General features: G+C 70.9%; 20 protein-coding genes. 9 read left to right on the top strand and 11 right to left on the bottom strand.

The features are described 5' to 3' along the window. Positions 1 to 182 precede the first annotated feature (182 nt). Complete coding sequence (locus tag AB0C03_RS00480; protein WP_030333899.1) at positions 183 to 1,733, top strand: pectate lyase family protein; 1,551 nt, start codon at positions 183 to 185, stop codon at positions 1,731 to 1,733. Positions 1,734 to 1,835: 102 nt separating this feature from the next. On the opposite strand, the gene AB0C03_RS00475 is transcribed toward AB0C03_RS00480, so the two are convergent. The 5 genes from AB0C03_RS00475 to AB0C03_RS00455 form a co-directional block, all read right to left on the bottom strand. Next, complete coding sequence (locus AB0C03_RS00475) at positions 1,836 to 3,146, bottom strand: radical SAM protein (RefSeq protein ID WP_030333901.1); 1,311 nt, start codon at positions 3,144 to 3,146, stop codon at positions 1,836 to 1,838. A gap of 61 nt (positions 3,147 to 3,207) precedes the next feature. Further along, complete coding sequence (sodN, locus tag AB0C03_RS00470) at positions 3,208 to 3,612, bottom strand: superoxide dismutase, Ni (RefSeq protein WP_030333904.1); 405 nt, start codon at positions 3,610 to 3,612, stop codon at positions 3,208 to 3,210. 106 nt (positions 3,613 to 3,718) lie between these two features. Further along, a complete protein-coding gene (locus AB0C03_RS00465; RefSeq protein ID WP_210858694.1) occupies positions 3,719 to 4,525 on the bottom strand; it encodes an inositol monophosphatase family protein in 807 nt (268 codons plus the stop codon). A 3-nt stretch (positions 4,526 to 4,528) separates the two neighbouring features. Further along, positions 4,529 to 5,044 carry a hypothetical protein gene (locus AB0C03_RS00460; RefSeq protein WP_210858693.1) on the bottom strand — a complete coding sequence of 172 codons (516 nt, stop codon included), beginning with the start codon at positions 5,042 to 5,044 and terminating at the stop codon, positions 4,529 to 4,531. A 138-nt stretch (positions 5,045 to 5,182) separates the two neighbouring features. After that, positions 5,183 to 5,629 carry an iron chaperone gene (locus AB0C03_RS00455; RefSeq protein ID WP_210858692.1) on the bottom strand — a complete coding sequence of 149 codons (447 nt, stop codon included), beginning with the start codon at positions 5,627 to 5,629 and terminating at the stop codon, positions 5,183 to 5,185. A gap of 204 nt (positions 5,630 to 5,833) precedes the next feature. Here AB0C03_RS00455 and AB0C03_RS00450 point away from each other — a divergent pair, with 204 nt between their 5' ends. Together AB0C03_RS00450 and AB0C03_RS00445 are read left to right on the top strand one after the other, a co-directional pair. Continuing rightward, positions 5,834 to 6,607, top strand: a complete 774-nt coding sequence (locus AB0C03_RS00450; protein WP_210858691.1) for a GNAT family N-acetyltransferase — start codon at positions 5,834 to 5,836, stop codon at positions 6,605 to 6,607. Between the two features lie 14 nt (positions 6,608 to 6,621). Next, positions 6,622 to 7,341 carry a hypothetical protein gene (locus AB0C03_RS00445; protein ID WP_030333910.1) on the top strand — a complete coding sequence of 240 codons (720 nt, stop codon included), beginning with the start codon at positions 6,622 to 6,624 and terminating at the stop codon, positions 7,339 to 7,341. A 5-nt stretch (positions 7,342 to 7,346) separates the two neighbouring features. Here the strand turns inward: AB0C03_RS00445 and AB0C03_RS00440 are convergent, their stop codons facing one another. From AB0C03_RS00440 to AB0C03_RS00430, 3 genes are read right to left on the bottom strand one after another with little or no spacing between them, the layout of a single operon-like run. Continuing rightward, positions 7,347 to 8,063 carry an NADPH-dependent F420 reductase gene (locus AB0C03_RS00440; RefSeq protein WP_357633026.1) on the bottom strand — a complete coding sequence of 239 codons (717 nt, stop codon included), beginning with the start codon at positions 8,061 to 8,063 and terminating at the stop codon, positions 7,347 to 7,349. A gap of 26 nt (positions 8,064 to 8,089) precedes the next feature. Further along, positions 8,090 to 9,118 (bottom strand): LLM class flavin-dependent oxidoreductase, encoded by a 1,029-nt coding sequence (locus AB0C03_RS00435; protein ID WP_210858689.1) that lies wholly within the window; start codon positions 9,116 to 9,118, stop codon positions 8,090 to 8,092. Beyond that, a complete protein-coding gene (locus AB0C03_RS00430) occupies positions 9,111 to 10,160 on the bottom strand; it encodes an LLM class flavin-dependent oxidoreductase (protein ID WP_357633023.1) in 1,050 nt (349 codons plus the stop codon). The genes AB0C03_RS00435 and AB0C03_RS00430 overlap by 8 nt, the downstream gene beginning before the upstream one ends. 107 nt (positions 10,161 to 10,267) lie before the next feature. On the opposite strand from AB0C03_RS00430, the gene AB0C03_RS00425 reads away from it, so the two are divergent. The 4 genes from AB0C03_RS00425 (at position 10,268) to AB0C03_RS00410 (ending at position 14,743) form a co-directional block, all read left to right on the top strand. Continuing rightward, a complete protein-coding gene (locus tag AB0C03_RS00425; protein ID WP_357633020.1) occupies positions 10,268 to 10,756 on the top strand; it encodes a MarR family winged helix-turn-helix transcriptional regulator in 489 nt (162 codons plus the stop codon). A 249-nt stretch (positions 10,757 to 11,005) separates the two neighbouring features. Next, positions 11,006 to 12,886, top strand: a complete 1,881-nt coding sequence (locus AB0C03_RS00420) for an ABC transporter ATP-binding protein (RefSeq protein WP_357634438.1) — start codon at positions 11,006 to 11,008, stop codon at positions 12,884 to 12,886. Positions 12,887 to 12,953: 67 nt separating this feature from the next. Beyond that, a complete protein-coding gene (locus AB0C03_RS00415) occupies positions 12,954 to 14,087 on the top strand; it encodes a sensor histidine kinase (protein WP_357633017.1) in 1,134 nt (377 codons plus the stop codon). Continuing rightward, a complete protein-coding gene (locus AB0C03_RS00410) occupies positions 14,084 to 14,743 on the top strand; it encodes a response regulator (RefSeq protein WP_030333925.1) in 660 nt (219 codons plus the stop codon). Before AB0C03_RS00415 ends, AB0C03_RS00410 begins: the two co-directional genes overlap by 4 nt. 53 nt (positions 14,744 to 14,796) lie before the next feature. Here AB0C03_RS00410 and AB0C03_RS00405 read toward each other — a convergent pair whose 3' ends face one another. Beyond that, positions 14,797 to 15,231, bottom strand: coding sequence for a DUF6223 family protein (locus AB0C03_RS00405; protein WP_210865627.1), 435 nt, complete (start codon positions 15,229 to 15,231; stop codon positions 14,797 to 14,799). A gap of 401 nt (positions 15,232 to 15,632) precedes the next feature. Here AB0C03_RS00405 and AB0C03_RS00400 point away from each other — a divergent pair, with 401 nt between their 5' ends. Then, positions 15,633 to 16,016, top strand: a complete 384-nt coding sequence (locus AB0C03_RS00400) for a hypothetical protein (RefSeq protein WP_030333927.1) — start codon at positions 15,633 to 15,635, stop codon at positions 16,014 to 16,016. A 56-nt stretch (positions 16,017 to 16,072) separates the two neighbouring features. On the opposite strand, the gene AB0C03_RS00395 is transcribed toward AB0C03_RS00400, so the two are convergent. Together AB0C03_RS00395 and AB0C03_RS00390 are read right to left on the bottom strand one after the other, a co-directional pair. After that, positions 16,073 to 16,561 (bottom strand): nitroreductase/quinone reductase family protein, encoded by a 489-nt coding sequence (locus AB0C03_RS00395; RefSeq protein WP_030333929.1) that lies wholly within the window; start codon positions 16,559 to 16,561, stop codon positions 16,073 to 16,075. A gap of 179 nt (positions 16,562 to 16,740) precedes the next feature. Further along, on the bottom strand, positions 16,741 to 17,508 hold the full coding sequence (locus AB0C03_RS00390; protein WP_210861859.1) for a hypothetical protein: 768 nt from the start codon (positions 17,506 to 17,508) through the stop codon (positions 16,741 to 16,743). Between the two features lie 348 nt (positions 17,509 to 17,856). Here AB0C03_RS00390 and argS point away from each other — a divergent pair, with 348 nt between their 5' ends. Beyond that, positions 17,857 to 19,602 (top strand): arginine--tRNA ligase, encoded by a 1,746-nt coding sequence (gene argS, locus AB0C03_RS00385; RefSeq protein WP_030333932.1) that lies wholly within the window; start codon positions 17,857 to 17,859, stop codon positions 19,600 to 19,602. The last annotated feature ends 1 nt before the right edge of the window (position 19,603 follow it).

The raw sequence follows: 19,603 nt of genomic DNA, 5'->3' as shown, positions 1-19,603 counted from the left end.
TGGCGTCACCAGGAGCGCCGCGCTCACCCGACACATCAGTGCTTCCACCAGGGCACGAAAGATCTCGATGACATTCTCGCGATTGACTGCCGTCAATTCCTGAACGACGTCAGTCGGCAGGTGTGATCGCGGTGTCCGTCGAGTCGAAACCTGGTACGAGACGAATGCGAAGGTGAGACGACATGAGACGACGAGTCGCGTTGCGACGTCGGGCGGTGCTGGCCACCGCGGCCGTGCTGGTAGCGGTCGGGGTGACAGTGCCGACCCCGCAGGCCTCGGCGGCGGTCGGCAACGCCACCGGCTACGCCACCCAGAACGGCGGGACCACCGGCGGCGCGGGCGGGCAGACGGTGCGGGCCACCACCGGGACGGCGATCCACGCGGCGCTGTGCGGTCGGCCCAGCAGCAGCACCCCGATCACCATTGAGGTCAGCGGGACCATCAACCACGGCAACACCAGCAAGGTGTCGGGGTCGAGCTGCAACACCGCGGCGGGCGTGATCGAGCTCAAGCAGATCAGCAACGTCACCATCATCGGGGTCGGCAGCGCCGTCTTCGACCAGCTCGGCATCCACATCCGGGACTCCAGCAACATCATCATCCAGAACGTGACAGTGCGGAACGTCAAGAAGTCGGGCTCGCCCACCTCGAACGGTGGGGACGCGATCGGCATGGAGAGCACGGTCCGCAACGTCTGGGTCGACCACGTCACCCTGGAAGCCTCGGGTGGGGAGTCCGAAGGGTACGACGGCCTCTTCGACATGAAGGACAACACCCAGTACGTGACGCTGTCCTACAGCATCCTGCGCAACTCTGGTCGCGGCGGCCTCGTCGGGTCCAGTGAGAGCGACCTGTCGAACGGCTACATCACGTACCACCACAACCTCTACGAGAACATCGACTCCCGGACGCCTCTGCTGCGCGGCGGTGTGGCCCACATCTACAACAACCACTACGTGAGCCTGCACGAGTCCGGCATCAACTCGCGGGCCGGCGCCAGGGCCAAGGTGGAGAACAACTACTTCCGCGACTCCAAGGACGTCCTGGGCACCTTCTACACCAACGAGCGCGGCTACTGGCAGGTCGGCGGCAACATCTTCGACAACGTGACCTGGTCCAGCGCGGGCAGCGAGAACTACCCCGCCGGCCCCAACCCGACCTCCACCACCACGGTCAGCATCCCTTACCCGTACAGCCTCGACGGCGCGAGCTGCGTACCGGAGATCGTCCGTCAGACGGTCGGCGCCAACACGGGCCTGAAGGTGTCGAACGGCAGTTGCTCGCCGCAGACCCCGCCGCCCACCACCCCGCCACCCACCACGCCACCGCCCACCACGCCACCGCCGACCACGCCGCCGCCCTCCGGTGGGACCAACCTCAGCCTCGGCGCCGGCGCCGACGGCTCCAGCAAGGCCAGCGGGACCAGCTACGGCAACGTCCGCGACGGCGATGTGAGCACCTACTGGTCGCCGGCCGGGTCGACCGGCACGATCTCGATCAAGTGGGGCTCGGCGACCCGGGTGTCCCGAGTGGTGATCCGCGAACCGTCCGGCACCCAGGGCTCCATCGGGTCCTGGCAGCTGATCAACAACGACAACGGCGCCGTCCTGGCCGCCGGCAGCGGGGCCGGAACGATCACCTTCTCCGCGACCTCGTTGAGCAAGATCAACTTCAAGATCAACAGCTCCGGCGGTACGCCACGAGTCGGTGAGTTCGAGACGTACGCCAGCTAGGGCCGATGCGGTTCTCAGCGGTATACCTCAGGGGCATGTTCATGCCCCTGAGGTATACCGCTGTTCGGCAGTTCCGCACGGCTGGTCAGCCGAGCGCGGCCGTCACGAATCAGTCGACGGCAGGGTGTCCATGAAGGAGCTGACCGAGAAGACCGCTCGCCCCGGCCCGGCCGGACCGTAACCGGGCGGGCTGGAAAGACCGTGCGCCTCCATCGTCGCCCGGTAGACCTCCAGTAGGCGGACGTGGTATTCGAGCGGCGCGCCCTGCGGGTTCGTCCGCCCGAGCGGGGTGGTGGGCTCCGGGCACCAGGTGGTGAACCGGGGCGTGATCCCCCGGGACATGAAGTAGTCGAGCCCCTCAGCGGTGGAGGCGATCGCCTCGTCGACGCTGGTGAAGCCGTGCGGGGCGGCCATCTCGACGCCCGCCACGAAGTTCGGGATCACGTTGCGCGGGCCGAACACCTCGGCGGAGTCGAGGATGCGCCGGTGCCACTCCTCCCGACCGACGTAGCGCTCCTTACCCGGGCAGTACAACTCGAACAACCGCTTGTCCCACACCTCGTAGTTGGGGTGGTAGATGCGGATCCCGTAGTCGTGGAACCGCTGCACATCGGCTCGGGGCAGCGCCTGGGCCACCACCTTGCCGATCCAGCGGCCCGGGAAACGCTCCTCGATCGCCTGCGCGTACCGGCCGTAGAAGTCGGCCTCGGCCAGCCCGTTGACCTGCGAGGTGATGCTGCCGCCGGTCAGCGTGTACGCCTGCGACGCGCGGTCGGTGTCGTGCCGGTTGATGATCTCCAGGGCCTCAAGGACCTCGTCCACGGGCTTGACCCCGGTGTAGGGGCGGCCGGCCTGCTTGTGCTGCCGCCAGTTGTGGTTGATGTCGCAGTACTGGCACTCCTCCTTGGCGCCGAAGTACTGGCAGACCCGGAACGCGGTGAGGTAGATGAGATAGCCCCACTGGATCGTCGGGGCGACCTCCATCACCGACTTGCCGTTGGCGAGGGTGTGGCGGTAGTACGCCGGCATCGGGGGCAGCCCGACATCGGCGATCGGCCGCCCGTCCAGGAACAGGCGCAGTCGACCGTCGCCGTCGGTGGCGACCCGGTACGGCGAACTGGGGTTGGTGCGGACCGAGACGACGGTCCGGCGTAGCTCGTACGGACCCCCGGTGAGCACGATCTCCTCCGGCGGTCGGCGCAGCGCGGCGGTCCCCAGCTCCGGCAGCGTCCGGTGGTCGAAGGAGAAGATGAAGTACGACTTCGGCTTGACGTCGCCGTGTTCGTTGTCGGTCAGTGCCGCGTCGTCGAAGGCGAGCCCGCCCCGCAGCAGGTCCTCCTTGAGGACCGCCTCCCGCGGCACGTGTGGGAAACGGCTCATCAACTCTTCGACGAGGTCGGTGCGCGACGTCATGCGGTTCCTCCCGAACGTGGTACCCCGAACCGGGTGGCCTGCGCCACCCGGTACCGGCTGCTCAGCTCTGCTTGGTCTCCCAGAAGATCTTCGAGATCTCCTCGATCTTCCCGAGGAGCTGCTCGGCGACCGCCGGGTCCGCGGCGCCCTTCGCGCCGCCGGCACCCGCCAGCTTCGTCGCCTCGTTGAACAGGCCGTGCAGCTGGGGGTACTTCTCGAAGTGCGGCGCCTTGAAGTAGTCGGTCCAGAGGACCCAGAGGTGGTGCTTGACCAGCTCGGCTCGCTGCTCCTTGATGAGCAGGGAGCGGGTGCGAAACTCCGGGTCGTCGCTGGCCTGGTACTTCTCGGAGATCGCCTTGATCGACTCGGCCTCGATGCGGGCCTGGGCCGGGTCGTAGACGCCGCACGGCAGGTCGCAGTGGGCGCTCGCGACGGTACGCGGGCGGAGCGGGCGGGGCAGGTGCATCAGATTCCCTCCGACGGTGGCGCTCGGCTGACGGACGTCCGGACGCGACGGCCCGGACGTGATCATCTAGGGACGCTAGAACCTCAACCCCACTTCATGTCAAGTGTCATGCTGGTCCGGGGCGCTGCCTCCGGACGAGTGTCAGCAGGGCGGCGTGTGTCCGCTCGTCAGCGGCCACCACGAGACCGTTCCCACCGGTGTGCAGCGGTTCGCCGTCGAGCCCGGTGACCACGCAACCGGCCGCCTGGCAGAGCGCGATTCCGGCCGCGAAGTGCACGCTGCGGCTCAGGTCGTGGCGGTCCGTCAGGTAGGCGGCGCGGCGACCGGCGGCGACCCACGCAACGGCCAGGCTGGTGGAGACCACCCGGGGGTGGAACTGCTCGATGAAGTCCTCGTCGGCGAGCATCCGGGCGGCCAGGAAGACGTCCCGGCTGGGGAACGGCGGGTCGAGGTTGACGTCGACCAGCCTCGACTCGGCCGACGGCACGAGCCGCTCGTCGGTGCCCGCGAGGCGGACGTACGCGGCACCGCCGTCGGTCCAGAACACCTCACCGCTGAACGGGTCCGCCGACGCGGCCACGGCGCAGCCCGTCCCGGTGAGCAGCGCGACGTTGACCGACACGAGCGTGGTGCGGGCGGCGTAGTTCGCCGTGCCGCAGAGCGGATCGACAAGCCAGGTGCGGCCGTTGTCGCCGGTGCCCGTGCGCCCGCTCTCCTCGCCCACCACGAGGTCGTCGGGGCGCGCCCCGCGCAGGACGCCGAGGATGGCCTCCTCCGCCTCGATGTCGACGGTGGTGGCGAAGTCGTTTCCGATCTTCATGAAGCGGGTCAGCGGCGACCCGAATCGCGCGCGGACGACTGCCGCGCCGGCCTCCGCCGCCGCGATGGCCACGGCCTGGTCGGTGATCGACACGTGTCACTCCGGCAGTTCGGTGATCGCGAACCGACTGACCACCCCGATCATGATCATCGGGGCGTCGCCGTCGCACTGGTTGACCGAGACCGCGACCCACCGGCCCTCGGCCGCCGTCGGCCCCCACACGGTGAGGTCGCCGTAGCAGTCCATGTCGCTCAGGGACTGGAACAGCGCCGGCATCGGTGCGCCGGCCTGCTTGCGGAACAGCGGTACGTGCATGGACACCCTGCGGTGCGGGCCCCAACGGCGGTCAAGTTCACCGACGACAAGGGTCAGGTTCGCCGTGGCGACCTCCTCGGCCTCGTTCCACTCGGCGCCGTACACACCGACGAGGTCGTCGCTCTCCCAGAGCGGAATGATCTGGAAGCCCGCCCCCCGGGTGCCGGTCCACTCACCGGTGGCCGGGTCGCCCTCGCTGACCGGCTCGCCGTCCGTGGGCAGCTCGACGGCGAGCAACGACTCGACGTGGGAGACCGCCCGAGCGGTGTCGAACGCCTCACCCGCTCGGGCCGTCACCGGGCTGCTCGTGTCGCCGCTGACGGTCCGCGCCACATCGTCCGCACTGTGTCTCCCTCGGTCGCCGGCCCCGATCATCGCTCACCTCTGGCCGCTCGGCCACTGCGGTCGCCCCGATCCAGGCGGTTAGCGGGACGATCAGGAAACCGCTGCCCGCACCAGCTCGGTGATCTTCTTCTCCACGGTGGGGCTCCACTTCTGCAGCGCGTACGACGCCGGCCACATGTCGCCGTCGTCGAGGTTGGCGGTGTCCTGGAAGCCCAGCGTCGAGTACCGGTAGTTGAACTTCCCGGAGTCCTGGAAGAAGACCACGATCTTGCCGTCCGCGTTCGCGTAGGCGGGCATCCCGTACCAGGTCTTGGGCGTCAGGTCCGGGGCGGCGGCGGTCACCGTCACGTGGACGCGCTCGGCGAGCGCCCGATCCTCCGGCTCCATCTGCGCGATCCGGTCGAGGACCGCCTGGAGCCCGTCGGCCTTCTTGGCACCCTTCTTGCCCTCGGCGCGCAGCTCGGCGGCGCGCTCCTTCATCGCGGCGCGCTCCTCGGCGGTGAAGCCGTCGGACTCGGTGGTGGTCTTCGTGGACATGGGCGGTCTCCCTCTCGTCGTCCGGCTCGGCGTGCCGCCGGCCGTTCTGGGAAAAGGCTAGGCCGGACGTCGGCCCCGGGGCTTCTCGATTCCTGATCGGTACGGAGCACCGCCGGATGCCCGAATCGTCACGTTTGCTGGTCTAACGGATTGCTGGCTAGGTTGACGGACTCGTCAGGACTAGTTCCATGGGGGAGACCAGGCATGAGCACCACCGCCGACCGGTTGGCGACGGCGTACTCCGACGCCATCGAGACACTCTGCCGGGTGACACCGAAGGGCTGGTACGCCGAACGCGGCACCGCTCGCGCGGGGGTCACCCACACCGGCGTCGCGTCGCTCAACGGGGTCTTCGACCTGACCACGGACCCGGACCTCGGCTCGCTCGACGAGTTGGCAACCGAGGTCCGCGCGCAGGTCCCGCACTGGTCGATCATCGTCCGAGGTGAGCCCAGCGCCGGGATCGCCGAGCTCGCGGCCCGGCACGGGCTCACCGAACGCGGCGCCCTCCCGCTGCTGGCCTGCGCCACCGACGACATCGTGTTCCGGACCGGCTCGACCCAGCAGACCCTGGTACGCCCTGTCGGCGCCGCCGAGAGCGACACGTACACCGCTGCTTTCGCCGAGAGCTTCGAGGCGCCCGTCGGTGTCTTCGGCTCGCTGATGGGCGGCGCGGTGCTCGACACCGACGGCGTGACCGGCTATCTGGCCGAGGAGTCCGGCCGTCCCGTCGGCACCGCCCTCGGCATGAGGGCCGCCGGCGTGGTCGGTGTGTTCAACATCGGCGTCGTACCGTCCGCCCGGGGTCGTGGCCTCGGCCGGGCGCTCACCGAAGCGGTGCTGCGCGACGGCATCGCGGCCGGCGCGGACATCGCCTACCTGCACAGCAGCCCGATGGGCCGGCCGCTCTACGAGTCGATGGGCTTCGCGCTCGTGCAGAACTGGACCATGTTGACGGCGCGACCGAGCGAAGCGTGACGGGGGAGAAGGCCATGAGCTTCAGTGAGAACGTGCGTTCGGCCTTCCGGCGGGGCGAGACCGACGCCGTGGTGCGGATGAGCGAGGCCGAGATCGAGCGGGCGCGGGCGGCCGGCGACCCGGCGGGTGAGGTGGAGGCCCGCTACAGCCTCGCCCGGGTCGCCATCCGCGGCGGCGACCTGGCGGGCGGGGAGGCCCGGGCGCGGGAGGCCCTGGCGGTGGCGCTGCGCTCCGGCGACCGCGCCCTCGAGGAACGGCCGAGGCACGTGCTGGCCGGCGTCGCGCGGATGTCCGGCGACCTGGTTCGGGCGCGGGAGCTGTACCGGGAGAGCATCGCGCTCAACGAGACGCTCGGCCAACCCAAGACCGTCAACTCCGAGTATCACAACCTGGCGTTCTGCGAGCTGGGGCTGGGCAACCTCGACGTGGCGCGGACGCTGTTCGCCGAGAACCGCGAGCGGGTGTTCGACAACGGCTGGGCCGACTTCGTGCCGTACGTCTGCGTCGCGGGCGCCGCGCTCGCGACCGCCGAGGGAGATCACCTGCGGGCGGCGCGGATGATCGGCGTCGCGGATGCCGCGTTCGCGGCGCTCGGCCAGGTGCCGGACCCGGACGACGCGGCGGACCTCGCCCGGATGCGCGCCGCCGCGGTCGAAGCGCTCGGCCCGGCCGCCTTCGACGAGGAGTACGCCGTCGGCCAGCTCCTCGAACCGAGGGCGGCCTTCGCCGCGTAGCCGCGCTAGGCGGCCCCGGGTGAGGTCGAGGCTCGGGCGGCGGTGACGACCCGTCCCCGCTCCGACTCCGGGAAGCGGTCGAGCATCGCGCGGACCTCGTCGGCGCTCACGTTGGCGCCGAACAACTCGCTGCCCGGTTCGAGTCGTACCCCCTCGGCCAGCGGGCCGGCGACGACCGGATCGAAGCCGAGCGCGTCCACCAGTGTCGACACCTCGGCGACGTCGGCGCTGTCGTCGCCGGCGATCGCGATGGCCTTGCGCCCGGCCACCCCGGCCGGTCGGGCCTCGTCCTCCAGGTCGTGATAACCCATATGGTTGAACGCCTTCACCACCCGGGAGCCGGACAGGAACGCCTGGACGATCTCGCTCGACGAGGTACGCGGGTCGGTGAGGTCGTCGCGGATGCCGTCGATCTCCCACCAGTAGTTCATGGCGTCGACGACGAGCTTGCCACGCAACGCCTCGGCGGGGATGCTGCGGTGCTTGCCCAGGGGTAGGGCGAGGACGACGATGTCGGCGTCGGTCGCCGCGTCCAGCGCGGTGGTGGCCTCGGCCCCCGGGGCGAGCACCTCGACGGTGAGGGCGATCTTCGCCGGGTCGCCGGAGCCGGCTACCCGTACCCGGTAGCCGGCGGCGACGGCGAGCCGGGCGAGCACGTTGCCCACCTTGCCGGCACCGAGGATGCCGAGGGTGGCAGGCCGGCTTCGGTCGTTGTCGGTCATGTCGTCCTCTCGCGGGGAAGTGGCGGTCAGGCCAGCAGTTCGCGGACCATGGGGATCACCTTCGAGCCGTACAGTTCCACGGCGCGCATGCGGGCGCTCGCCGGCTGTGCTCCGGCCGAGTAGATGAGGTCGAACCGGCCGACGCCGAGGCTGCGGATCGCCCGGGCCATGCGGCGGGCCACCGTCTCCGGTGAACCGATGTAGAGGGAGCCGTTCTCCACCTCGGAGTCGAACTCCTGGCGGCGGATCGGCGGCCAACCCCGCAGTTTGCCGATCCGGTCCCGCATGATCCGGTAGTGCGGCCAGTAGATCTCCTTGGCCTCCTCGTCGGTGTCGGCGATGAAGCCGGGCGAGTGCATCCCGACCGGGTGCGCGGTGGTGCCGAGTTGCGCGGCGGCCCGGCGGTAGAGGTCGATGTAGGGCGCGAAGCGGTCGGGAGCGCCGCCGATGATGGCGAGCATGAGCGGAAGCCCGTACTGGGCGGTGCGGACGACCGACTGCGGCGAGCCGCCCACGCCGACCCAGGTGTCCAGGCGACCCGACTCGGTCTTCGGGAAGACGTCGGCGTTCTCCAGCGGGGCACGCAGGGTCCCGCTCCAGGTGACCGGTTTCTCGTCCAGCAACTTCACGAACAGGTCGATCTTCTCCTCGAACAGCGTGTCGTAGTCGCGCAGGTCGTAACCGAACAACGGGAACGACTCGGTGAACGAGCCGCGGCCGAGGATGACCTCGGCCCGGCCGTTCGACAGCGCGTCCACGGTGGCGAAGCGCTGGAACACCCGCACCGGGTCGTCCGAGCTCAGCACTGTCACGCCGGAGGCCAACCGGATCCGCGAGGTGCGGGTGGCGATGCCGGCCAGCACCGTCTCCGGTGTGGAGACGGAGTACTCCGGACGGTGGTGCTCGCCCAGGGCGATGACGTCGACCCCGAGCTGGTCGGCGAGCACCGCCTCGTCGACGACCTGCCGGATCGCCGCCGCGTGGGAGACGAGCTTGCCGGCGTCGTCCTGCGGTACGTCACCGAACGTGTCAAGGCCGAACAAGAGATCAGACATGGTTGGGCTCCTTCGCCAGCAGCTCCCGGACCCGTGGCGCGACCGCACTGCCCAGCAGGTGGATCGTGCGCGCACGGGCCTCGCGGGGCAGGTGCATGATGTCGTACTTCAGGTCGAAGCGGCTCAGCCGCAGGTCGCGAGCGACAGTGGCGATCTTCTGCGCCACCGTCTCGGGTGAGCCGACGAACAGCGCCCCGTGGTCGATTTCGGCCTCGTAGCGCGCGCGGTCCGGTTTGTAGAAGCCGCGTTCGGCGGCCAGGGCCGTCGCGACCGGCTGCCAGTACCGCCACCACGTCTCCACCGCCTCCTCGTCGGTGTCCGCGACCAGGCCGAGGGAGTGCTGCCCGATTGGCGGCAGGGTATGCCCGAACTGTTCGAGCGCCCTGGTGTAGAGGTCGACGTGGCCGGCGAAGCGCTGCGGACGCCCGCCGATGATCGCGAGCATGAGCGGAAGTCCGTGCCGGGCGGCGCGGATGACCGAGTTCGGGCTTCCCCCGACCCCGATCCAGGTCGGGATGCCGCCGGCGGGCATCCGTGGGTGCAGCCGCTGCGCGGTGAGCGGGCTTCGTACCGTGCCGGACCAGGTGACCGGTTCGTCCTGTCGCAGCCGCAGGAAGAGGTCCAGCTTCTCTTCGAACAACCGCTCGTAGTCGGCGAGGTCGTAACCGAACAACGGGAACGACTCGGTTGCCGAGGCGCGGCCGAGGATCACCTGGGCGCGGCCGTTGGAGACAGCGTCGAGGGTGGAGAACTCGTGGTAGAGCCGTACCGGGTCGTTGGTGCTGAGCACGGTGACCGAGGTGCCGAGACGAATTCGCTCGGTCGCCGTCGCGGCCGCCGCCAGCAGCACGGGTGCCGCCGAGTCGTTGTGGCCCTCGCGGTAGTGCTCACCGACGCTGAACACGTCGATTCCGGCCGACTCGGCGAGCCGTGCCTCGTCCACGAGTAGCCGTACGGTCTCGGCGTCGCTCAGGGTCCGGTCGCCGTCGGTGGCGACCTCCCCGAACGAGTTCAGCCCCAGCTCGAAGTCTGCAGCTGCCATCGTCTCCTCCTCGGTGCTCAGCCGGCGAGCTGCGAAAGCAGACCTACCGGTTGACGTGTCAATGATGCTAACTTGGCGATTGACACGTCAATTCCCAGGAGAGTGAGATGACGGACGCCACACCGACCCGGCGGGGGCGCCAGCTCCCCACCGCCGACGAGCTGCGGATCTGGCGGGACTTCATCGAGACGACGGCAGCGCTCGGCTCCCGGCTCGAGTCCCGGTTGCAGAGCGACTCCTCGCTCTCGACGGGCGACTACGCCGTGCTCCTCGCCCTCAGCGAGGCGCAGGGTCAGGCGATGCGGTCGTCCGAGCTCGCCGCGCACATCGGGTGGGAGCGGAGCCGCCTCTCGCACCACCTCGGGCGGATGGAGCGGCGCGGCCTGATCCGCCGCCAGGAGTGCGCGACGGTGCCCCGGGGCGCCGAGGTGCTGCTCACGACAGCCGGCGCCGAGGCGTTCAAGGGCGCCACCGTTCCGCACCTGCGCGCCATCCGTGAACTCTTCGTCGACGCCCTCACCCCGGACCAGATCGTCGCGGCGGGCGAGATCGCCACGGCGCTGCGAGCGCGCCTCGACGCCCTGCGCGCGGAGTGACACGCCAGGGCGGCTCCCCGGCACTATCGCATTCATAACTGTAAGTGCGCGGGCGATTGCCGACAGCTACGTCCGGGTGGTCCAATCCTCCAGAAAGCCGCCACCCCGCCCGCCCGCGGGGGACGGCGTCGGCCGCGCCGCCCGGGAGGTACGTCCATGAGCGAGACCGCCACCGCAGAGGCCCACCGGGTCGGGCCAGAGCAGTCCCGCCCGGGACGTACCGAATCGGTGCTGCCGGAACTGCGGGAGATGTGGTGGGAGACGGGGGTGCGGGCGCGCGCCGAGGCCGGCGTCTTCGCCGTCTTCGCGGAGTTGCCCAGGTTGGTGTGGACCGCACTCGGCATCAGTTGGCGCGCGGACCGGCTCCGTACCGGTGTGGTGGCTGTGGCCACCGTCGGCGCGGGGGTGATGGCGGCCTTCGGACTGCTGGCCACGCAGCGGGTGCTGGTGGAGTTGTTCGCCGGCGGGCCGACACCGGACAAGGTGCGGGCGGCACTGCCCGCGCTGGTCGTGCTGGCCGTGACGGTCGCGCTCCGCGCCGGGATGGGCATCGCCACCGGGTACGCGCAGAACGGGCTGACGCCCCGGGTGAGCCGGGAGGTGGAGCGGGGCCTGTTCGAGGTGTCCACAGCGGTCCGGTTGGAGGCGTTCGACGCGGACGCGTTCGCCGACGACATGGAACGCGCCTCGCGGGGCACCGAGTCGACGATCGGGCTGGTGCAGGCGTCGATGAACCTGCTCGCCGGGCTGGCCGGCCTGCTCGCCGTGGCGGCTGCCGTCATCATCATCCATCCGCTGCTGCTGCTGGCGCTGCTGGTCGCCACGGTGCCCACGGCGTGGGCGTCGTTGCGGGCCGGGCATCTGCGCTACCAGACGTACACCGCCGGATCGGTGCGCCGACGTCGACTGTGGCTGCTGCACAAGTTGATGGCCGAACGTGCCTCGGCACCGGAGTTGCGCTCGTACGGTCTGCGCCGGTTCCTGCTCGACCAGTACGACCGGGTGATGCGGGTGGAGACCGACATCCAGCTCGCCCTGGCCCGGCGCGTCACCACGACCACCACTGTCGGAGCGATCATCGGTGGCCTCGCCACCGGCACCGTCTACGCCCTGCTCGGGTTGCTGCTCCTGGACGGGCAGATCCCGCTCGCCGCGGCGGCGACCTGCGTCATCGCGGTGCAGTCCGCGCAACGGTCCCTGGCCATCGCGACCTTCCAGGTCGACCACGTCTACACCGAGGGGCAGCACTTCGGCGACTACACCGGCTTCATGACCCGCGCCGACGCCTACCTGCCGGGCAACGCCGACGACGAAGCCGGGGCCGCGCCGGACCGGCTGCGGGAGTTGACGGTCAACGGGGTGAGCCTGCGCTATCCCGACCGGGACACCCCGGCCGTCGACGGCGTCACGTTGACGATCACCGCCGGGCAGACGGTCGCGTTCGTCGGGGAGAACGGCTCGGGCAAGACCACCCTCGCCGCGATGATCGCCGGCCTGCGCGTGCCCACCGCTGGCGGTATCGAGTGGAACGGCCGCCTGTTGTCGGAGCTCGACGTCGACGGGCTGCGGGCCCGGATCGCGGTCGTGACGCAGGAATACCACAAGTGGCCGTTCACCGCGGCCACGAACATCGCCATCGGCGACGTCGACAGCGAGGCCCGGCAGGATCGCATCGAGGCCGCCGCCGGCCGCGCGGTCGCCCACGACATGATCAACGAACTTCCACACGGGTACGAGACGCTGCTCGACCGAACCTTCGCGCGAGGCCAGGACCTCTCCGGTGGGCAGTGGCAGCGGATCACCGCCGCCCGCGGCTTCCTGCGCGACGCCGAACTGCTGATCATGGATGAGCCGTCCTCCGCGCTCGACCCCCGCGCCGAGGATGCCCTGTTCCAGGCCATTCGGGACCGCAGAGGTCGCGCCACCACGATCCTCATCACGCACCGGCTCGCCAACGTCCGGCACGCCGACCGGATCTTCGTCCTGCACCACGGCCGACTGGTCGAGGCCGGCTCACACGCCGACCTCGTCGCCACCGGCGGCCGGTACGCCGAACTGTTCGCCCTCCAGGCCGCCGGCTACGACGCGAAGCTGAGGGACGGCCACCGGCCCGCACCGAGCTCCCACTGAGGACCGCCACCGCCGGCCCCGGGTCAGACCTTCTCCCGTTCCCCGCCGAGCGGCTAGGCTTCCGCTCATGTCAGGGTGGCGCGGCCGTTCGGCGAACGCGGCCCTGGTGCTCGTCGTCGGCCTGATCGCCCTCGTGGGCCTGGTGGTGCAGTCGCGCGGCCTCGACACCACCGCCGAATGGGCGGCCCTGCCGGTGGTGCTGCTCTCGTCCGGCGCGCTGTACGTCCGCCGGCGTCACCCGGTGCCGGTGGGCGTCGTGGCGCTGGCCGCCGTCGGCGCGTACGGGGCGCTGCTGCACCGGCCCGGCCCGATCATGTTGGTGTTCGTCGTGGCGCTCTACACCGTCGTCGACGAGGGGTATCTCGCGGTCGCCATCGGGCTGGGTCTCGCCTCGGTGATCGCCTTCGCCGTGGCGGACAGCTACAACCGGTCCCCGACCAGCATGAACGGGGCGACACTGCTGCACGCGGGCTGGCTCGTCGCGGTCATCGTCGGGGTGACCCGCAACCGTCGCGCCTATCTCGCCGAGGCGCAGGCCCGAGCCGTCGTCGCCGAGCAGCGGGTGGAGGAGGAGGCCCGCCGACGGGCCACCGAGGAGCGGCTGCGCATCGCCCGGGAACTGCACGACGTGCTCGGCCACCACCTGTCACTGATCAACGTGCAGGCCAGCGCCGCGCTGCACCGGCCCGACCCGGCCCGGTCCGAGCAGGCCCTCACCGCGATCAAACAGGCCAGCAAGGAGACCCTGCACGAGTTGCGCGCGACGCTCGGCGTACTGCGGGAAGAGGGTGCGGGGGCGGCAGTGCCCGCACCCGGTCTGTCCCGCCTCGACGATCTCGTCAGGACGGCCGGTCGGCCGGAGTTGGAGATCCGCACCGAGTTGGCGGAGACCCGGTCGCTGCCACCGGAGGTCGACCTGGCGGTGTATCGGATCGTCCAGGAGGCGCTCACCAACGTGGCACGGCACGCGGGTGCCACCACGGCCGTGGTCCGGGTCCGACCCGACCACGACGACGTGCTCGTGGAGGTCGAGGACGACGGCACCAGCCAACCGGGTACGCCGGGCAGCGGGATCGTCGGGATGCGTGAGCGGGCGCGGGCACTGGGCGGTTCGTTGAGCGCGGGCTCGCAGCCGGACGGCGGCTTCCGGGTCTGTGCCCGGCTGCCGGTGCGGTCCGGCCCGGCGGGGGAGCGGGAATGATCCGGCTGCTGCTCGTCGACGACCAGACCCTGGTCCGCGCCGGTTTCCGGTCCATCCTGGACGGCGAGGACGGCATCGAGGTGGTCGGCGAGGCTGCCGACGGCGCGCAGGCGGTGCGGCTCGCCCGGCAACTGCGGCCGGATGTCGTGCTCATGGACATCCGGATGCCCGGGCTGGACGGCCTGGCCGCGACCGGGGAGATCGTCGGGAACTCCGACGCCCGGGTCATCATCCTGACCACGTTCGACCTGGACGAATACGTCTACGGGGCGCTGCGCGCCGGCGCCAGCGGCTTTCTGGTAAAGGACACCGAACCGGCCGAGTTGATCCACGGCGTGCGGGTGGTGGCCCGGGGCGACGCGCTGATCGCGCCGTCGATCACCCGTCGGTTGATCGCCGAGTTCGCGGCCCGGGCCGGGCATCCCGACCCGGGGCCGCGACTGAGCGTGCTCACCGAACGGGAGCGGGAGGTGCTGGCGCTGGTAGCGGCCGGCCTGTCCAACGACGAGATCGCCGCGCGACTGGTGCTGAGCCCGGCCACCGCCAAGACACATGTCAGCCGGATCATGACCAAGGCGGCTGCCCGGGACCGGGCCCAGTTGGTGATCCTCGCCTACGAGTCCGGCCTGACCGTGCCCGGTTGGCTCACCCGCTAGCGACCACCGCCTCCGGGCTGGCCGGCAGAGCCACCGGCCGGCGTCCTGATCGGTCAGGCGGTCAGCCGGTCGGTGCGGCGGGCGCGGGCCAGCGCCAGCCCGCCGAGGGCCGCGCTGATCACCCCGACCACCACTGCCACGTAGGCCCCACCCAGCCCGTTGCCGGTGCCGACACCGCCGTCGGAGGTGACCACCACCAGCGCGCCGAGCGCCAAGCCAATCAGGCCCGCCGCCAGGGCCAGGACGGCTCCGAGGCTGCCCGAGCCGGTGCCGATGCGACTGGCGGGGCGGGCCAGAGCCAGCCCCCCGACGACGGCGCCGGCCAGGCCCAGCAGGACGGCGGCGCTGGCACCGAGACGCCCGGAGCTCATGGAGAGCGCAGCGGCTGCGGTCGACTGGGCCGAGGCGTGCGCGGCTGCCGGCGCGCTGAGCGTGATCCCCCCGATTGGGACGGCTACGGCGGTGGCGAGCAGGTGGCGGACGGACATCGTGGTTCCCCTCGGTCGGCTGACGACTACATGCGGCAGCGTAGGAACGGGACCGCCCGCGAGTCGTCATGCCGGAGTTGCCAACGGGCCTACCACCCGGGATGTACGCGCTCGCAACGGCGTACCGCCGCGGTTGTCTCCCCGGGCTTGACCGGCCCCACGACCCCGGCGCGAGCTGAGCGGGAATGGCCCTTGACCTGGGGTTTTGTCGGATCCGAGCAGTGGCGTTCACGGTCTGCGAGTGGTACGACTGATGCATCGGACCAGGTGGTGCGGGTTCAGGAGGTGACATCCATGCTTCTCACAAGCACCCCGCCTCGACACCGGCCCTGCCATCTGGCGGCCGTGGAGATTCCGCCCCAGCGGGGGATCGCGGCGCCGTCGTCGACGCCGAGGGCACCATGACAAGTCCGGAGAACACCGAGGAAAAGGCGGCTGCCTACGCCCGCGGTCTCGACGCGGGTCGGATCGAGCAACGTCTACAGGGGCACGATGAGCACCTGCGAAAGATCAATGGTTCGATCGACTCGATGACGCAGGCTCTCCAATTTCTCACCGAGGAGCTCCGCGCCAACGTCGCCCTGTTCAGCGCCAACATGACCGCAGACCGCCGGGACACCAGCGAGCGGGAGAGGATCGCAGCCGTGCGGGTGGAGGAGGCGGGCATCGTCGAATCCCAGAGGACGGTCCGGTGGACGGCGTGGCAGCGCTGGTCTGCCGTCGCCGGCGCGATCATCCTGGTGGTGAACTTCGGCCTGGGTCTCTACCTCGCGTTCGGCCGTTGACCGGGTGGCAGCGCTGGTAGCCCGGTGGACCCGGGGTGTTGAGGTCAACAACCGCGTCACTGCATTGAGGAGTCGCCACCCGGTCTGGGCTCCAGCACCACCACAGTGGTTTCCGACGATCGCCGCGCCGCATGGGCCTCGAAGTTCTTGTCGGCCCCGCGCCAGCGTGGCCACAGTCGCGTCCGCTCGTCGGCGGTGGCGGCCCGGCCGCGGACCAGCCGCCGCCCGTCAGCCAGGTCCACTGACGCGTCCGGGTGGGCCTGCAGGTTGAGCCACCAGGCGGGGGCGCCCTCGCCCCACCCGTTCATCGCCACCCCGACCAGGTTGGGGCCGTCCTCGAAGTACGCGAGGATGACGCTACGTTGCTGGCCGGTGCGGCGACCGGTGGTGGTCAGTCGCAGCGTGCCCCAGCGGTGCTCGCGCGGCCGCCACAGCCCGACCCGGCTGCCGGTGACCCGGTACAGACCCCGGTGCACCGACCAGGCCAGCCGGATGAACCACCGCGGCGGCAGCCACGGTGCCTTCGTCTCCTGAGCATCGGACATGACGACCTCCTCCACCGACCACTGCTGATGGCCCGGCAGGCTGCCGTATCCGGTAACCCCACTGTGGACCGAGAGCCCAAGGTCTCCCGGCGTGAGCACAGCTTGCGTCCTGTTGTCCATGATCCGACCGAGGAACGGACCGATCGGTGGAAGCCCCGTCTCGGCGGCAGCCGGGTGAGCTACCGCTGCCAGGCGTCGATGGCGCGTACGCCGTCGCGCACGACCCGGTCCAGGATGGCCGGGTTGCCGCTGGTGCCCTCCCACCCCTGGTCGTTGAAGACCGTCACCGCGCTGTCGACGCGGGCCACGGCGATCTGGCTGGACGCGGTGCCGCCGGTGCGTTCGCCGTTCAGGCTCGTCTCCGGCCAGGTCCGGGTCAGCAGCAGCCCCTCGCCACCGACCCCGGTCAGCACCTCGCTCTTGACGGTGACCCGGTTTCCGGCCTGCTCGTAGGAGGGACACGCCTGCACGGCGGTGCGAAGCCGGTCCAGGTAGGCCGAGGCTCCGGCGCCGTCGAAGGTGAAGATGGTCTGGTGGATCATCCCCTGCGGCACGTTGCTGGCGGGCTCGCCGGCCGTCTGGTAGGTGACGGTCATCGCGGCGCTCGCGGTGACCTGCCGGCCGCCGGTGCCGAACTCGTTGCCGCACAGCGTCGGCAGGGCCTCCTCGACGGGTGTCGTCCGTCGTGGAGACTTCCGCAGCTCGGCGGGCAACTCGACGAAGGCCGAGGTCGGGATGGTCACCCGGGGGCTGCTCGCGCTCGGAGACGGTGCGCCCGTCGGGGGCGCCGACGCCGACGTGGTGGTCGGCGCGGTGGTCGCCGGGGCCGAGTCGGGCGGTTCCCCGGTGGTGGTGCAGGCGGCGGCCAGCGCGATGGTGCCGAGCAGTGGGAGCAGCGCGAGCGAGCGTCGGGTACGCGCCGGTGGCAGTGGTACGGATCGGCTCATCATCACCCCTTGTCTGTGCCGGGAAGGTGCCCAGCACCGCGCCGACCGAAACGATCACCAGGCGGCGCGGGGATCGACCGGGCCACCGGAATTGAGGTGTCGTCACATCGACCGGGCCACTAGGCTGCCCCGCATGACCAGCGTAATCGCTCACCGCACCACCGGACTGTCGGGTGACGTCCAGGTCGGTGCGGAGCGACGCCGGCGACCCGTCGCCCGCCCGCGCTGACCTGTTCCTGCGACCGGCGGATCGAGCCGCCGGTCGTTCGCTGGTCGTCCTCGGTCCGCCCGCATCTCCCCGTCAACGGCTCGCGTGACAGCGCGGGTCCGAGCGAGATCGGCGTACCCATGGATCTTGAAAAGTTGTTGTCCGACCGGCTGGCACCGGCGTTCGCGGCGGTGGCCGGCGGCCCGGTCGACCCGCTGGTGCGGCGGTCCGGGCGCGCGGACTTCCAGTCCGACGCGGCGCTGGCGCTGGCCCGGCGGCTCGGTCGCCCGCCGCGGGACATCGCCGGCGCGGTGCTGGCCCACGCGGTGCTCGACGACATCGGCGTGTCGGCCGAGGTCTCCGGGCCGGGTTTCATCAACCTGACACTCGCCGACCGGGCGCTGGCCGACCTGGTCGCCGGGCTGGCGGGCGACGCCCGGCTCGGCGTGCCGCCGACGGCGACGCCGCAGACCGTGGTGGTCGACTACTCGGCGCCCAACGTGGCGAAGGAGATGCACGTCGGGCACCTCCGCTCGACCGTCATCGGTGACGCGGCGGTGCGGCTGCTGACCTGGCTCGGGCACCGGGTGGTGCGGGTCAACCACCTGGGTGACTGGGGGACACCGTTCGGCATGCTGATCGAGCACCTGATCGACCTCGGTGAGGCCGAGGCCGCGCAGCACCTGTCGATGGGCGACCTGGACACCTTCTATCGGGCGGCCCGCGTGAAGTTCGACGAAGACGAGGCGTTCCGGGAACGGTCCCGGCTGCGGGTGGTCGCGTTGCAGGGCGGCGACGAGCGGACCCGGCGGCTGTGGCGGCTGCTGGTGACGCAGTCCGAGCGGTACTTCCTGACCGTGTACGACCTGCTCGACGTGGGGTTGTCCGGCGACGACTTCCGGGGCGAGAGCGCCTACAACCATCTGCTCGCTGGTGTCGTCGACGACCTGGACCGGCTGGGGCTGCTGCGGCCCAGCGGTGGGGCCGAGTGCGTCTTCCCGCCCGGGTTCACCGGCCGGGACGGCGCGCCGTTGCCGCTGATCGTGCGCAAGAGTGACGGTGGGTACGGCTATCCGGCCACCGACCTGGCCGCGCTGCGGCAGCGCGTCGGCGAGCTGGGCGCGACCCGGCTGCTGTACGTCGTCGGCCTGCCGCAGCGGCAGCACTTCGCGATGGTGTTCGCCGTCGCCGAGGCGGCCGGTTGGCTCCGCCCACCGGTCCGGGCCGAGCATCTGGGCTTCGGGTCCATCCTCGGCGCCGACGGTCGGATGCTGCGTAGCCGGGCCGGTGAGTCGGTGAAGCTGGTCGGCCTGCTGGAGGAGGCGGTCGCCCGCGCCACCGACCTGGCCCGCAGCAGAAACCCGGACCTGGACGCCGAAGCCGCCGCCGAGATCGGCCGCGCGGTGGGCATCGGCGCGATCAAGTACGCGGACCTGTCCGTCGACCGGACCAAGGATTACGTCCTGGACTGGGAGCGGATGCTCGCGCTGGACGGCAACACCGCGCCCTACCTCCAGTACGCGTACGCCCGGATCCGGTCGGTGCTGCGGCGGGCCGGGACCGCCGCGCAGCCGGATGCGCCGATCGTCCTCGCGCGGCCGGACGCGCCGATCGTCTTCGCGCAGCCGGCGGAGCGGGCGCTCGCGGTCGAGCTGCTCGGCTTCGCCGGGGTGGTCGGCGAGGTGGAGCGGAGCCTCGAACTCCACCAGCTCGCCGGGTACCTGCACCGGCTGGCTACCGCGTTCAGCGCGTTCTACGAGCGCTGCCCGGTGCTGCGCGCGTCGGACGAACTGCGGGAGAGCCGGCTGCTGCTGGCCGGGCTGACCGCCCGGACCCTGCGGCAGGGGCTGGACCTGCTCGGCATCCGAACGTTGGCGCGGATGTGAC

It is taken from the genome of Micromonospora parva (assembly GCF_040649675.1).
GTDB lineage: Bacteria > Actinomycetota > Actinomycetes > Mycobacteriales > Micromonosporaceae > Micromonospora > Micromonospora parva.
The sequence above is the reverse complement of the archived record's forward strand: the minus strand, read 5'-3'. Positions and strand labels throughout refer to the sequence as shown.